Source organism: Streptomyces sp. NPDC023723 (genome assembly GCF_040639815.1).
In the GTDB taxonomy this organism is placed as follows: domain Bacteria; phylum Actinomycetota; class Actinomycetes; order Streptomycetales; family Streptomycetaceae; genus Streptomyces.
On record NZ_JBFAAP010000002.1, the window covers coordinates 56,094 to 70,020 of the forward strand.

Annotated in this window: 11 protein-coding genes; 5 read left to right on the top strand and 6 right to left on the bottom strand. The window is 73.2% G+C overall.

Annotated elements, in window-relative coordinates; all coding sequences use genetic code 11:
- Positions 1–120: 120 nt before the first annotated feature.
- The gene (locus AB0G32_RS03040; protein ID WP_361157308.1) at positions 121–1,041 is read right to left on the bottom strand and encodes a LysR family transcriptional regulator; all 921 of its coding nucleotides are present in this window, start codon (positions 1,039–1,041) and stop codon (positions 121–123) included.
- 102 nt (positions 1,042–1,143) lie between these two features.
- Between AB0G32_RS03040 and AB0G32_RS03045 the strand changes: the two genes are divergently transcribed.
- Positions 1,144–2,544, top strand: coding sequence for an MFS transporter (locus AB0G32_RS03045; RefSeq protein ID WP_361157311.1), 1,401 nt, complete (start codon positions 1,144–1,146; stop codon positions 2,542–2,544).
- Positions 2,545–2,707: 163 nt separating this feature from the next.
- On the opposite strand, the gene AB0G32_RS03050 is transcribed toward AB0G32_RS03045, so the two are convergent.
- The 4 genes from AB0G32_RS03050 to AB0G32_RS03065 form a co-directional block, all read right to left on the bottom strand.
- Complete coding sequence (locus AB0G32_RS03050) at positions 2,708–3,697, bottom strand: malate dehydrogenase (protein WP_361157313.1); 990 nt, start codon at positions 3,695–3,697, stop codon at positions 2,708–2,710.
- 410 nt (positions 3,698–4,107) lie between these two features.
- Positions 4,108–5,643 (bottom strand): DUF2690 domain-containing protein, encoded by a 1,536-nt coding sequence (locus AB0G32_RS03055; RefSeq protein WP_361157316.1) that lies wholly within the window; start codon positions 5,641–5,643, stop codon positions 4,108–4,110.
- Positions 5,644–6,193: 550 nt separating this feature from the next.
- Positions 6,194–6,724, bottom strand: coding sequence for a DUF3017 domain-containing protein (locus tag AB0G32_RS03060; RefSeq protein ID WP_361158207.1), 531 nt, complete (start codon positions 6,722–6,724; stop codon positions 6,194–6,196).
- Positions 6,725–6,785: 61 nt separating this feature from the next.
- Positions 6,786–7,643: a bifunctional methylenetetrahydrofolate dehydrogenase/methenyltetrahydrofolate cyclohydrolase gene (locus AB0G32_RS03065; protein ID WP_361157319.1), complete on the bottom strand. Its 858-nt coding sequence runs from the start codon at positions 7,641–7,643 to the stop codon at positions 6,786–6,788.
- Positions 7,644–7,948: 305 nt separating this feature from the next.
- On the opposite strand from AB0G32_RS03065, the gene AB0G32_RS03070 reads away from it, so the two are divergent.
- From AB0G32_RS03070 to AB0G32_RS03085, 4 genes are all read left to right on the top strand, one after another.
- Complete coding sequence (locus AB0G32_RS03070; protein ID WP_361157322.1) at positions 7,949–8,683, top strand: RDD family protein; 735 nt, start codon at positions 7,949–7,951, stop codon at positions 8,681–8,683.
- Between the two features lie 193 nt (positions 8,684–8,876).
- Positions 8,877–9,674, top strand: coding sequence for an FHA domain-containing protein (locus tag AB0G32_RS03075; protein ID WP_361157324.1), 798 nt, complete (start codon positions 8,877–8,879; stop codon positions 9,672–9,674).
- Positions 9,671–11,347 (top strand): protein kinase, encoded by a 1,677-nt coding sequence (locus tag AB0G32_RS03080; protein WP_361157326.1) that lies wholly within the window; start codon positions 9,671–9,673, stop codon positions 11,345–11,347. The genes AB0G32_RS03075 and AB0G32_RS03080 overlap by 4 nt, the downstream gene beginning before the upstream one ends.
- 120 nt (positions 11,348–11,467) lie before the next feature.
- A complete protein-coding gene (locus tag AB0G32_RS03085; RefSeq protein WP_361157329.1) occupies positions 11,468–12,226 on the top strand; it encodes an SDR family oxidoreductase in 759 nt (252 codons plus the stop codon).
- A 129-nt stretch (positions 12,227–12,355) separates the two neighbouring features.
- Here the strand turns inward: AB0G32_RS03085 and purH are convergent, their stop codons facing one another.
- A complete protein-coding gene (purH, locus tag AB0G32_RS03090) occupies positions 12,356–13,918 on the bottom strand; it encodes a bifunctional phosphoribosylaminoimidazolecarboxamide formyltransferase/IMP cyclohydrolase (RefSeq protein ID WP_361158209.1) in 1,563 nt (520 codons plus the stop codon).
- Between the last annotated feature and the right edge of the window lie 9 nt (positions 13,919–13,927).

Below are 13,927 nucleotides of genomic sequence, written 5' to 3' on the forward strand. Positions count from 1 at the left end.
CGCATGCCGAATCGATGGCTGAAAGTGCGGTAGGTCACTGGGAGTGTGACCGTATGGCGGCGCTTTGACCACCGTCGCGGACCTGACCCGGCGGTCCGGCGGGGCACGGCTGCCGGCCGGTCAGCGGCGACTGGTCATCAGCTCCCGCACCGCTCCCCGCAGCCAGGCGTGCGCGGGGTCGGCGTCGTGCCGGGGGTGCCAGGCCAGGCCCAGGCGCAGCGGGGGAAGTTCGAGCGGGACGTCGAACACGGCCAGGCCCAGGGCGTCGGCGAGCGGCAGCGCCCAGGTGCTGACCAGGCCCACCAGATCGCTCTCCCGGAGCACGAAGAGCGAGGCCAGGACCGTACCGACGGTACCCACCACCCGGCGTTCCAGGCCGAGTCCGGCGAGTGCCGCGTCGACGGGGCCGTGCAGTCTGCCGCGCCGGGAGACGATGAGATGGTCGGCCTCCGTCGCGAAGCGCTCCGGGGTCAGCTCGCCCGTCAGCAGCGGGTGCCCGGCCCGGGCGACGCCGACCATCCGGTCGTCGCACAGGGACTCGCGGTGCACCTCCGGTGCGGTCGTGTCCACCACCCCGACCTCCAGGTCCGCCGTGCCCTCCCGCAGGAAGGGGGCGTCCACATGGCTCTCGCCCAGGAACCGCAGGCGGATGCCGGGCGCCTCGGCGGCGGCGCGGGCCAGCAGCGGCGGGCCGTAGGCGGCGGCGATCACGTCGTGCCCGAGGACGGTGAAGCTGCGGGTCACCGTCCGCAGATCGCCGTCGGACGGGGCGAACAGCGCCCGCGCCCGCTCCACCACGGCGTTCACCTCGGCCCGGATGGCCAGCGCGCGTGGCGTCGGCACCATGCGCCGCCCGGCCCGCACCAGCACCGGGTCCCCGAGGGCCCGGCGGACCCGGCCGAGGGTGCGGCTCATCGCGGGCTCGGACAGATGCAGCCGGCGGGCCGCGCCCTGCACGCTCTGCTCCTCCAGCAGCACGTCCAGCGCGAGGAGCAGGTTGAGATCGAGCCCGGCGGCAGCCCCGGCTGCGGATTGCGTCATGTGCAGGTGTTCCTTGCGAAGGTTGCACTGGAAAGCAGGACGCCGTCGAGCCTACGGTGGCAGGGCATCCCGCCACCAGCCATCCAGCTCCGAGGAGGAGCCGTGCCCCCGCACGCCCTGAAACGGTCGACGCTGCTGATCCTGTGCGCCTGCGTGCTGGTCGCGCAGAGCATGGTCGCCGCCATCAACCTGCTGATTCCGCAGCTCACCGCGTCGTCCCTGCGTCCCACGCACAGCGAGATCCTGTGGACCGTCGACGCCTACGTCATCGCCTTCGCCGCCCTGCTGATCCCGTCCGGCGCGCTGGGCGACCGGTACGGCCGCAAGGGCGCCCTGCTTTCCGGCCTCGCCCTGTTCGCCGTGGGAGCCGCCACCAGCGCGCTCGCCGCCGGCCCGGCGCTGCTCATCGCCGGGCGGGCCGTCTCCGGCGCGGGCGCGGCCCTGATCATGCCCGCCACCACGTCGATCCTCGTCCACCTCGCCGGACCCGAGCGCCGCGCGCAGGCCATGGCGTCCTGGACCCTGGCGATGGGCCTGGGCGGCCTCGTGGGCAACCTCGGCGGCGGCCTGGCCGGGGAGTTCTTCACCTGGCGGACGCTGTTCGCCGTCATGGTCCCGCTGGGCGCGCTGCTCGCGCTCGCCGTCGCCGTCGCCGTCCCGCGCACCGCGGGCTCCCGGCACGGCACCCCCGACCCGCTGGGCACCCTGCTGCTGACCGGGGGCCTGGTCGCCGTCCTCTACGGCATCATCGAGGGCCCGGACCTCGGCTGGACCTCCCCCACCACCCTCGTCGCCTTCGCGGTGGGCGCGCTGCTGCTCGCCCTGTTCACCGCCCGCGGGCTGCGCTCCCCCGCCGCCGCCCTGTTCGACCCGCGCGTCTTCGCCGCCCCCCGGCTGCGCGCCACCACCCTGGGGCTGGCCACCGGCTTCTTCGGCCTGTTCGCCCTGTTCTACGTCAACTCGCAGTACCTCCAGGACGTCAAGGGCTACGGCCCCGCCCTGACCGGCGTCGCGATCATGCCGTTGATCGCCGGCATGGCCCTGGTGCCGAAGCTGGCCGCGCGCTGGGCGGCGTACCCCCGCGCGGTGACCGGCGGCGGACTCGCGCTGATCGGCCTCGGACTGCTCGCGGCGTCCACCGCGGACGCGGGCACACCGTATCCGCTGTACGCCTGCTGGCTGCTGGTCATCTCGGCCGGTACCGGGCTGGCCAACCCGGCGCTCACCCTCGGCGTGGTCACCTCGATGCCGCCCCACCAGGCCGGTCTCGGCTCGGGTCTGGGCACCGCCGCCCGGGAGACCGGCGCGGCCCTCGGCGTCGCGGTGACCGGCACGATCCTGGCCGCGCACGCGGATCTGGGCGGCGGCATGGGGCCGGCGCTGCGCGCGGTGGGCGGGCTGGTGCTGGTGGCCACCGTCGCGGTCGTCCTCGGTCACGGTTCCGGAGCGCGGCCCGCACGTCCCGCGGCCGAACCCGCTCCCGCCCGGGAGCCGGTGGCGTGACGGTTCGTGTGTTCGTATGACTGCACACGGCGGTTCGTATGACGGTTCGTATGACGGTTCGTATGACGGTTCGTATCGCGATTCGCATGACGACGGGCCTGCTACCGGTATGAACCGGTAGCAGGCCCGTCGGGTGTCGCGTGCTGGGCGGGGCGGGGGCGGCTCAGATGAGGCCGAGACCGCGGACCGCGTCGCGCTCCTCCGCCAGTTCCTTGACGGAGGCGTCGATGCGGGCGCGCGAGAAGTCGTTGATCTCCAGGCCCTGGACGATCTCGTACGAGCCGTCCTTGGTGGTGACCGGGAAGGAGGAGATGAGGCCCTCGGGGACGCCGTAGGAGCCGTCCGACGGGATGCCCATGGAGACCCAGTCGCCGTCGGCGGTGCCGTTGACCCAGGTGTGGACGTGGTCGATGGCGGCGTTGGCGGCGGAGGCGGCCGAGGACGCGCCCCGGGCCTCGATGATCGCGGCGCCGCGCTTGGCGACGGTCGGGATGAAGTCGTCCGCGAGCCACTGCTCGTCGTTCACGACCTCGGCGGCGTTCTTGCCGGCGATGGTGGCGTGGAAGATGTCCGGGTACTGGGTGGCGGAGTGGTTGCCCCAGATGGTCAGCCGCTTGATGTCGGCGACCGTCGAGCCGGTCTTCTTCGCGAGCTGGGTCAGCGCGCGGTTGTGGTCGAGGCGGGTCATCGCGGTGAACCGCTCGGCCGGTACGTCGGGCGCGGCGGCCTGCGCGATCAGCGCGTTGGTGTTCGCCGGGTTGCCGACGACCAGGATCTTGACGTCGTCCGCGGCGTGGTCGTTGATGGCCTTGCCCTGCGGCTTGAAGATGCCGCCGTTGGCCTCCAGCAGGTCACCGCGCTCCATGCCCTTGGTGCGCGGGCGGGCGCCGACCAGCAGACCGACGTTGGTGCCGTCGAAGGCGACGTTCGGGTCGTCGGTGATGTCGATGCCCTGGAGCAGCGGGAACGCGCAGTCGTCCAGCTCCATCGCCGTGCCCTCGGCGGCCTTCAGCGCCGGGGTGATCTCCAGCAGGCGCAGCTTGACCGGCACGTCCGCGCCGAGCAGCTGGCCGGAGGCGATGCGGAAGAGGAGGGCGTAACCGATCTGGCCGGCCGCGCCGGTGACGGTGACGTTCACGGGAGTGCGGGTCATGGCGTTCTCCGTATGACAGCTGGCGGTGGGGGCTCGCTGCCCCGCTACGTTTGATCGATCTCTTGGTATCAAGAGATCGACCCAGCGGTCAGGCTATCGCGCATCCGGCATCCCGGACCTCCGGGTCCGTGTGGCCCGTCCCACAAGGCGCCTGCCTGGCCATATGCCCGACCGTACAGACCAGGGAGACGGTCACGCGGTAGGGAACGGGGTACGGACCCGCGGTACGCGCCCGGGCGCACGAAGAGGCGGCCGCCGGTCCGGGAGAGGGGGGACGCTGGCGACCGCCGTATGGGGATACCCGTTGCCGGACTCCCGTGGGGGTACTCTTCGCGTGCCCGTGATCGGGCCGGGCATGCCTGCGGGGCGGAAACTTTTCCCGCCGCCCGGCATTTCGCCGCTCGGGCCCGCTACTCGGTGCAGCCCTGCTCCCCCGACGCCAGCGTGACGCACGCCTTCGCGTCGGTCGCGGCCTCGACGGCCACCATCGGCGTGTACGCGATGGTGTCACCGGTCACCGTGATCGACCCGGTCTGCTCGGCCCCGCCGGCGCTCACCCGGACCTCGTCGCCCTGGGCGGCCTGGGTGACCCGGCCCCACGCGGTACCGCAGGTCTTGCTGTACCGGACCTCGACGACGGTCGTGCCGACGGTCGCCGTCCGCTCGGTGGTCACCAGGTCGCCGCCGCAGCCCATGGTCTCGGCGTCCTTGCCGGTGCACTGGTCGCCGCTGCACTTCACCCCGGCCGGCAGGTCCGGCTCGGTGGTCACGGTCGGCGACGGGGACGGCCGGGCGTCCGGCTTCTCCTCGCCGCCGTCGTTCAGCAGGAAGAAGGCGCCGGCGACGACGACCAGGACGCCGACGACGCCCGCGACGAAGGTCGCCAGCCGCTTGCCGCCGTTCCCGTTCCCGGCGCCCGGTCCCGGCTTCCGGTCGCCGGGCGGCGGTCCGCCCTGCGGCCGGGTCACCGGGGGCCGCGGGCTCCCTACGGCGCCCAGCGCCACGGTGTCGTTCGGCACGGGCGTGCCGGGGCCGCCGGGCGCCCCGGTCCTGCGGTTGCCGGACGGCGCCGGCCCGCGATAACCCGCCATGCCCCAGGAGTTGGCCGCGGCGGAGGCGGCGGCGACCTCGGCGGCCGGACCGCTGTCCCGGGCCCCGGCCCAGTCCGGGCTGTCGGCGGCGGTCGGCTGCGCCGGGACCGGGGGCACGGTGGGCGACACTCCGGCCGGACCGGCGATCCCGGGCGTGAGCACGGTGCCGCCGGCCGCCGCCCTGCCGCCCTTCGCCCACCCGGCTTCCTTGGCGCGCCTCGCCTCCTTGGCCCCCTTGGCCCCCTGGGCGCTCGCGGCGTTGGCCGCGTTGACCGCGTCGGGGGCGTGCGTCGCGTTCGAGGCGTTCACCCGAGGCGCGTTCGCCTGAGCCGCTTCCGGCTGAGACGCGGTCGACCGAGGCGTGCTTGACCGGGACGTGGCTGACTGAGGCGCGTCCGACCGGGACGTGGCGGACTGAGACGTGGCCGACTGAGACGTGGCCGACTGAGACGTGGCGGACTGAGACGTGGCCGACTGGGCCGCGTTCGACCGGGCCGCGTTCGACTCGGGCGTGGTCAACTCGCCCAGTGCCGCGCGCGCCTGGGAGATCCGGATGGCCTCCATGGTCATGTCGTGCCGCATCTCCGAGCGGCTCCACGCCCGCTCGGCCAGCTCCCACATGGTGGTCAGATGGACCGGATTGGTCCGCGTGACCTCGGCCAGGGCCACGATCGCTCCCTTGGGCGCGAGCAGCCGGCCGTTGAGATACCGCTCCCAGGACGTCTTGCTGTAGCCCGTGGCGTCGGCCAGCGCCGCGATGCTCAGTTCACTGCGGTCGACGAGCCTGCGCAACTGGCCGGCGAACTCCTTGATCTGCGGATCGAGATCATCGGGCAAGGCCTTCCAACGAGGCATTGCTTCCCCCTCTTCCCCCCGGATGTCGTGCTGGTCGTTCCCCCGTGCGCATGCGCTCCGCCGAGTCCCGTTCTGGCTACCCACAGGGATGCGCCCGGCGAGGATCTCGGTTTCCCGGGGTGGGGGCGCACAGGAGCACAGCAGCCGCGGGCGAGCACCGTCGCACGCCCACCGACTCGCGGTCCAGTCTGCCATCCGGGCCTCCGTGGTCCCCATTACGGAGGCCCGGCTTCCGTCGGGACGCCCCGGACCGTCCCGATTGACCAAGTGAACCGGATCTCAGCCGAGTTGACCACAGATCCGCGAACTTGTCGTCACATCATCACACTGACCGCACACGCCCGCGCACGCCCTGTCACGCCCGGCGCACGGTTCTCTCCGGTCACGGGCCCGGTGGACGCGCGGTGGATGAACCGTCACCTCCGTGCCACAGCACGCCGCTGGGCATTGATGCGGGCGCCGGGCGTGCGGGAGCCTGGGCAGCGGACGGCGGCCCGGTCCTCACGCCGGGGGGACGAGAGGAACGGGCCGCCGTGCGCGGCGTCGCCCGCTATTCGTTGCTCACCGTGAAGTGCAGCGTGTCCTTCAGGAACGGGATCTCCAGCAGCGGACTCGGCTGGGCCATCAACGCCAGCAGCGCGATGGCGAAGCCCAGCACGCCGTAAGTGGCGATGTCCGTGAAGCGGGAGCGTACGGCGAGCATGCCGACGTCCGGCAGGAACCAGCGCAGCGCGGCGCCGCCCAGCAGCGCGAGGCCGATGAGCAGCGTCCCGTACCGGAACACGTCCAGCGCGGTCAGCAGCAGACCGAGCCCGACCAGGCCGACGACGGTGAGCACCGGCCACTGCCGGGCGGGCGCCGGGGCGTCACCGGCGGCGGCCCGGCCACCGCCCTCGGGACGCGCGGTGTCCCGGGTGAACAGGGGGAACCGCCGGGTGACCCGGCGCGGCCGGCCCCGCGCGTCGGGCGCGCTGACGGGGTCGCGGACGGTGAGGCCATCGTCATCGGCCCCGGCACGCGCATCGGCATCCGCGCCGACCCCGGCACGGGCATCCGCAGCCGCATCCGCATCCGCATCCACGTCGGGACGAGCACCGTCCGCCTTGACGCCCTCGGCTTCCTCGGCCAGGTCCGCGGGCTTCTTATCGGCCGGCACTGCGCTCCGCCGCCTCGACCACGTTGACCAGCAGCTGGGCCCGGGTCATCGGCCCGACGCCGCCGGGGTTCGGGGAGATCCACGCGGCGACCTCGGCGACGTCCGGGTGCACATCGCCGACGATCTTGCCCTCGGCGTTGCGCGAGACACCGACGTCGAGGACGGCCGCGCCGGGCTTGACGTCCTCGCCGCGCACCAGGTGCGGGGAACCGGCGGCGGCGACGATGATGTCCGCGCGCTTGAGGTGGGCGGCCAGGTCCCGGGTACCGGTGTGGCACTGGGTCACGGTGGCGTTCTCGCTGCGCCGGGTGAGCAGCAGCGGCATCGGCCGGCCGATGGTGACCCCGCGGCCGACGACCACCACCTCGGCGCCCTTGATCTCCACGCCGTGGCGGCGCAGCAGGGTGAGGATGCCGTGCGGGGTGCAGGGCAGCGGCGCCGGCTCGTTCAGGACCAGCCGGCCGAGGTTCATCGGGTGCAGGCCGTCCGCGTCCTTGTCCGGGTCCATCAGCTCCAGGATCCGGTTCTCGTCGATGCCCTTGGGCAGCGGCAGCTGGACGATGTAGCCGGTGCAGGCCGGGTCCTCGTTCAGTTCGCGGACGACCGCCTCGATCTCCGCCTGCGTCGCGGTCGCGGGCAGCTCGCGCTGAATGGAGGCGATACCGACCTGCGCGCAGTCCCGGTGCTTGCCGGCGACGTACTTCTGGCTGCCGGGGTCCTCCCCGACGAGGATCGTGCCGAGGCCGGGCGTGACCCCCTTCTCCTTCAGGGCCGCCACGCGGGCGGTCAGTTCGGACTTGATCGCGGCTGCGGTGGCCTTGCCATCGAGAATCTGGGCGGTCATGCCCCCCATCCTCGCGGATGACCGGCCTCCTGTTCCAATCCGGCCACCGCCCGGCCACCATCCGGGCAGCCCCGGGCAGCAGGGGGCAGCCCCGGGCAGCACGGACGGGTCCCGCCGTATCCGTCCTTGATCAGGGATGTTGCACTTGCACAACAGTGGGGTGATCGGCTGGACAAGGGATCGGCCCGCCGAGGACGATGAGCGGCGCAGTATCGCGGTCAAGCTCGGGGGGCGAACCGCTCACGTCCTGACGTTCCTCCGTGGCGTCCGCATCGTCCCCGCTTGCGCTACGAAGGAAGTCCGCCATGAGTTACGGCTCGCCCGACAACCCGTACGGTCAGCCGCAGAACCCGCCGCCGCCCGGCCCCGGAGCCCCGCAGGACCAGCCGCCGTACGGCGCCCCGCAGGGGCAGCCCGGTCAGCCGGGTCAGCCCGGTTACGGCTACCCGCAGTACCCCCAGCAGGGCCAGGCCGGCTACGGCTACCCGCAGGCGCCGGGCGTCCCGCCGCAGCAGGGGTACGGCTACCCGCAGCAGGGCGGCTACCCGGGCGGCCCGCGCGTCGCCTCGATGGCCCGCCGCTTCTCCGCCCGGCTGATCGACGGCGCGGCCTTCCTCATCATCTACCTCGTCCTCATCTTCGCCGGGGTGGCCGGTTCGATAGGCTCGATGCAGGACTGCGACCCGAACTCCGTCAACTACGACAGCTGCATGAACGACGCCGGCTCGGACTTCGCGGGCTCGTTCGGCGTCGTCTTCATCGTGTTCATGCTCATCGCCGTGCTCTACGAGTGGCTGATGATCGGCCTGGTGGGCGCCACCCTCGGCAAGCTCTGCGTCGGCATCCGCGTGGTGAAGGCCGACACCGGCCAGAAGCCGGGTCTGGGCTCGGCGTTCATCCGCTACATCATCGCGGTGGTCGGCAGCTTCGCCTGCGGCATCGGCCAGCTGCTCGTCTACCTGTCCCCGTTCTGGGACAAGTCCGGCCGCCAGCAGGGCTGGCACGACAAGGCCGCCAGCACGATGGTCATCCAGAACTGACCGGTCTCGATCCGGCCGTCCGATTCGGCCGTCTCGATCCGGCCTTCCCGATCCGGCCCGTCCCGATCGCGGCCGGGGTCGCGTTCTCGCCATTCAACTCCGAGGGCCGTGTTCCACCCTTTCGAGGGTGCCACGGCCCTCAGGTGTCCCCATAGGCTGGCCGAGGCAGCCGTCAGGCACGGGGAGACGCACCTTGTACAGCATCATCGTGGTACCTCCGCCGACCACGGAGGACGGACGGGACCCGGCGCAGCGCAGGCTCGCGCCCGGTGAACGGCTCGCGTTCGGGCGGGCGGTGGGCGCGGACGGCCTGCTGATCGAGCACGACGGGGTGTCCCGCCGGGCAGGTGAGATCACCGCCCAGGGCGCCTTCTGGACGCTGAGCAACCTCTCCGGGCACCAGACGTACGTGGTGGAGAACCCGGAGGGCGCGGGCGAGCACATCAAGGTGGCGCCGGGCCGGCTGGACGCGCCGGTGCCGTTCGAGTTCTCCCGGATCGTGCTGCCCGCGGCGGGCGACCTGCTTCCCGTGGAGGTGTGGGCACCGCGCCACGACTATCTGCGCGCCGCGGACGAAGCCGAGGACGGAGCCGGCTTCAGCGACGGCGGCGTCGGCGGTGGCGGTGGCGGTGGCGGTGAGCCGACCGCGCCCGCCTTCTCGGTGGACCGCACCAAGCGCTACTTCGCCGTCCTGGCCGCCCTGTGCGAGCCGCGGCTGCGGGGCGCGCCGCACGCCGCGCTGCCCACGGTCGACCAGGTCGTGGAGCGGCTGCGCCCCACCTGGCCGGCGGCGTCCCGGACGTCGGTGCAGTGGAACATCGACTACCTGGCGGTCAAGCTGCGGCTCAAGCCCGGCCCGGAGACGGCCGAGCCGGGTCCGCGGCTGAACGGCAAGAAGGAGTCGCTGGTGTCGCTGGCACTCCGCTTCGACCTGGTCCGCGAGGACGACCTGCTGGTCCTGGCGGTACCGCCCCGGCGGGCACTGCGGTGACCGAGCCCTACGCCGTGCCGGTGCCCCGGGGGTACCGGGTGGGCGGCTGGGAGGTGCGCGAGCCGATCGCGACCGGCGCCTTCGGCAGCGTCTACGCGGCCCGCCGGGTGACCGGGGACGACCGGGCCGGCGGCGACCGGGCCGGCGACGACCGAGTCGGCACGGACGCGCCCGATCAGCCCGATCAGCCCGATCAGCCCGATCAGCCCGACCATGTCGCCCTGAAGTTCCTGCCGACCGGCACCGGGACCCCGCGCCAGCTCGCCCACCTGCGCGAACTGATCGACCGCGAGGTGCGGTTGCTCCGCCGGCTGCGGCGGCCCCGGCTGGTGCGGATGTACGAGACCCTCACCGTGGACGACCCCGGCACGCCCCGCCTCGACGGCGCCACCGTCCTCGTACTGGAGCGGGCCGAGGGCTCGCTGTCCGGGCTGCTCGCCGCCACCCCGCGACCGCCGTCCGGGCCCGTCCTGCTGGCCCAGGTGTGCGAGGGCCTGGTCCAGCTGCACCGGGCGGGCTGGGTGCACGGCGACCTGAAGCCGGGCAACGTGCTGCTGATGGCGGACGGTTCGGTCCGCCTCGCCGACTTCAACATGGCCGCCGAACTGGAGGGCACCCACGCCTACACACCCGCTTTCTCCACCCCCGACTACACCCCGCCCGAGCTGCTCTGGTCCGAGGTCGGCGAGCGCGGCCGGCAGACCCGCCCGGCCGCCGACATCTGGGCCTTCGGCGTCCTCGCCCACCTGGTGCTCACCGGTTCCTTCCCGCTGCCCGGCGGCACCCCGACGGCCCGCCGGGACGCGGCCGTCGGCTATGCCCGGGGCGCCGACGAGCTGCGTCTGTCGCCCGAACTGCCGGACGCCTGGCGGGAGATCGTCCGCCGCTGTCTGACCCGTACGCACGCCGACCGGATCGGCACCGAGGAGTTGCTGCGCCGGGTGTCGGACGCCACCGCCACGGCGCCGCGGGGGCGGGGACGGCGGTGGTTCCGGTGGCCGCCCGGCCCGTTCGCCCGCCGGGACCGGCGCGGCGGGCGCCGCCGGCGGGTGCTGGCCGCCGCGGCCGCCACGGTGGCCGTCGCGGCACTGGCGTACGGCGTGGCCGACCGGACCGGTGCCGGACCGGACCGGCGGGGCGGCGGCGGTACCGGAGCGGCCGGCACCCCGGCCGTCGCCGCCGCCTCCTACGGCGCCGCCGAACTGCGCACCGACCGGGGCGTCCCGGCCGCCTACCGGCTGCTGATCGTGGAGACGGCGCACGACTGCGCGGACGCGAACGTCACGCCCGCCCTGATCGCCGCCATGCTCAAGGTGGAGAGCGACTTCGACCCCGACCTGGCCGATCCCTCCCTGGACGAGTACGGCATCGCCCGCTGGACCCCGCGCGTGCTGCGCTGGTGGATGAACGAGGACGGCACCCCCGGCGAGACGGTGCCGCAGCCCCCGTTCCCCCCGGCCGAGTCCATCCCGGCGATGGGCCGCTACCTGTGCTGGATCGCCCCCCGCCTGGACGACCGACTGCCGGGCGACCACCGCGTCCTGATCGCCGCCGCCTACCGGACGTCGTACCGCACGGTGAACGACGCGGCCGGTGTTCCCCCGAAGTGCCGCGACTACGCCGACCGCGTCGCCCACTACCTAAAGGAGTACACCCCCACGGGCCGGACGTGACCCTGTGACTTCTCAGGGCAGCGCACACACCGTCTTTCATACCGCTCGATACAGAAGTGGTAGCGTCTATTTCAGTACCGAGCGGTACTGAATCCTGACCTGACCACATGGAGCACAGTCATGGGACAAACGGGACAGCTCGCAGGCCGGACGGCCGTCGTCACCGGCGGCGGCACCGGGATCGGTCTGGCCGCCGCCGTACGGCTGGCGGACGAGGGCGCGCACGTGTTCGTCACCGGCCGGCGCAGGACGGAACTGGACGCGGCCGTGGCGGCCATCGGCCCGGCGCGGGCCACCGCGGTGCCGGGTGACATAACCGACCTCGCCGACCTGGACCGCCTCTACGCCGCGGTCCGTGCCCGGGGCCGGGGCCTGGACGTCCTCTTCGCGAACGCCGGGGTCGGCTCGTTCGCGACGCTGGAGCAGACCACCGAGGAGCACCTCGACCGGATCTTCGGCATCAATGTGCGGGGCACGCTGTTCACCGTGCAGAAGGCGCTGCCGCTGCTCAACGACGGCGCGTCGGTGATCCTGAACTCCTCGGTGCGGGCCGGCGACGGGGTCGCGGCGTTCGGCGCCTACGCGGCCTCCAAGGCGGCGATCCGGTCCTTCACCCGGACCTGGGCCAACGAGCTGAAGGACCGCGGCATCCGGGTCAACGCCGTCTCCCCCGGCTCCATCGACACCCCCGGGCTGGACGGCGTGGCCGGCGAGGAGGACCCGGCGGTCGTCAAGGAACGGTTCAGCGCCGGCATCCCGCTCGGCCGGATCGGCCGCCCCGAGGAGGTCGCGAACGCGGTGGCCTTCCTCGCCTCCGGACAGAGCGCCTTCATCACCGGGGCCAACCTGTACGTCGACGGCGGCGAGACCCAGGTCTGAACGGCACCGACCCCGGCGGTACGGGGACGACGAGAGCGTCGCCCCCGCCGTACCGCCGGGGTCAGGGTCGAATCAGGGCCGCGGGTCAGGCCCAGATCAGGGTCGGATCAGGCCCAGTTCAGGGCCAGGTCAGTGGAAGAAGTGCCGCGTGCCGGTGAAGTACATCGTCACGCCGGCCTTCTTCGCGGCCTCGACGACCAGTTCGTCACGGACCGAGCCGCCCGGCTGGACGACCGCCTTGACGCCGGCCTCGGTGAGGATCTCCAGGCCGTCCGGGAAGGGGAAGAACGCGTCGGAGGCGGCGTACGCCCCCCGCGCCCGCTCGGCGCCCGCCCGCTCCACGGCGAGCTTCGCGGAGTCGACCCGGTTGACCTGGCCCATGCCGACGCCGACCGAGGCACCGTCCTTGGCGAGCAGGATCGCATTGGACTTGACCGCCCGGCACGCCGTCCAGGCGAACGCCAGCTCGGCCAGCTCGGCCGCCGACAGGGCCTCACCGGTGGCGAGGGTCCAGGTGGCCGGGTCGTCACCCTCGGCCTGGAGCCGGTCGGTGACCTGGAGCAGCGCGCCGCCGTCGATCGGCTTGACCTCGACGGGGTGGCCGGGGGTCCCGGGGGCGCGCAGCACCCGGATGTTCTTCTTCTTGGTGAGGGCCGCCAGGGCCCCCTCCTCGTAGTCCGGCGCCACGATGACCTCGGTGAAGATCTCCGCGACCTGCTCGGCCAGCTCCTTGGAGACCGGGCGGTTCACCGCGATCACACCGCCGTACGCGGAGACCGGGTCGCAGGCGTGCGCCTTGCGGTGCGCCTCGGCGACGTCCGCGCCGACGGCGATGCCGCACGGGTTGGCGTGCTTGATGATCGCCACACACGGCTCGGCGTGGTCGTACGCGGCACGGCGGGCGGCGTCCGTGTCCGTGTAGTTGTTGTACGACATCTCCTTGCCGTGCAGCTGCTCGGCCTCGGCGAGACCGCCGGTGCCCGCGGTGTAGAGGGCGGCGGGCTGGTGCGGGTTCTCGCCGTAGCGCAGGGTGCGCGAGCGCTCCAGGCTGGTGGCGAGGAACTCGGGGAACCGCGAGTCGTCGGCCGGGGCGTAGGAGGAGGCGAACCAGGCGGAGACCGCGATGTCGTACTCGGCGGTGTGCCGGAACGCCTCGGCGGCCAGCCGCTTGCGGGTGGCCAGATCGAACCCGCCGTCCTTGACGGCGCCCAGCACGTCGGCGTACCGCTCGGGACTGGTGACCACGGCGACCGAGGGGTGGTTCTTGGCGGCGGCGCGGACCATCGAGGGGCCGCCGATGTCGATCTGCTCGACGCACTCGTCGGGGGACGCGCCGGAGGCGACGGTCTCGCGGAACGGGTAGAGGTTGACCACGACCAGGTCGAACGGGGCCACGCCCAGTTCGTCGAGCTGCCGGCGGTGGCTCTCCAGGCGCAGGTCGGCGAGGATGCCGGCGTGCACCTTGGGGTGCAGGGTCTTGACCCGGCCGTCCAGGCACTCGGGGAAGCCGGTGAGGTCCTCGACCTTGGTGACCGGCACGCCGGCGGCGGCGATCCGGCCGGCCGTGGACCCGGTGGAGACGAGTTCGACGCCCGCCTCGTGGAGCCCGCGGGCGAGGTCCTCGAGACCCGTCTTGTCGTAGACGCTGACGAGCGCCCGACGGATGGCCCGCTTGCCGCTCTCGGCGGTCACTGTCTCGGC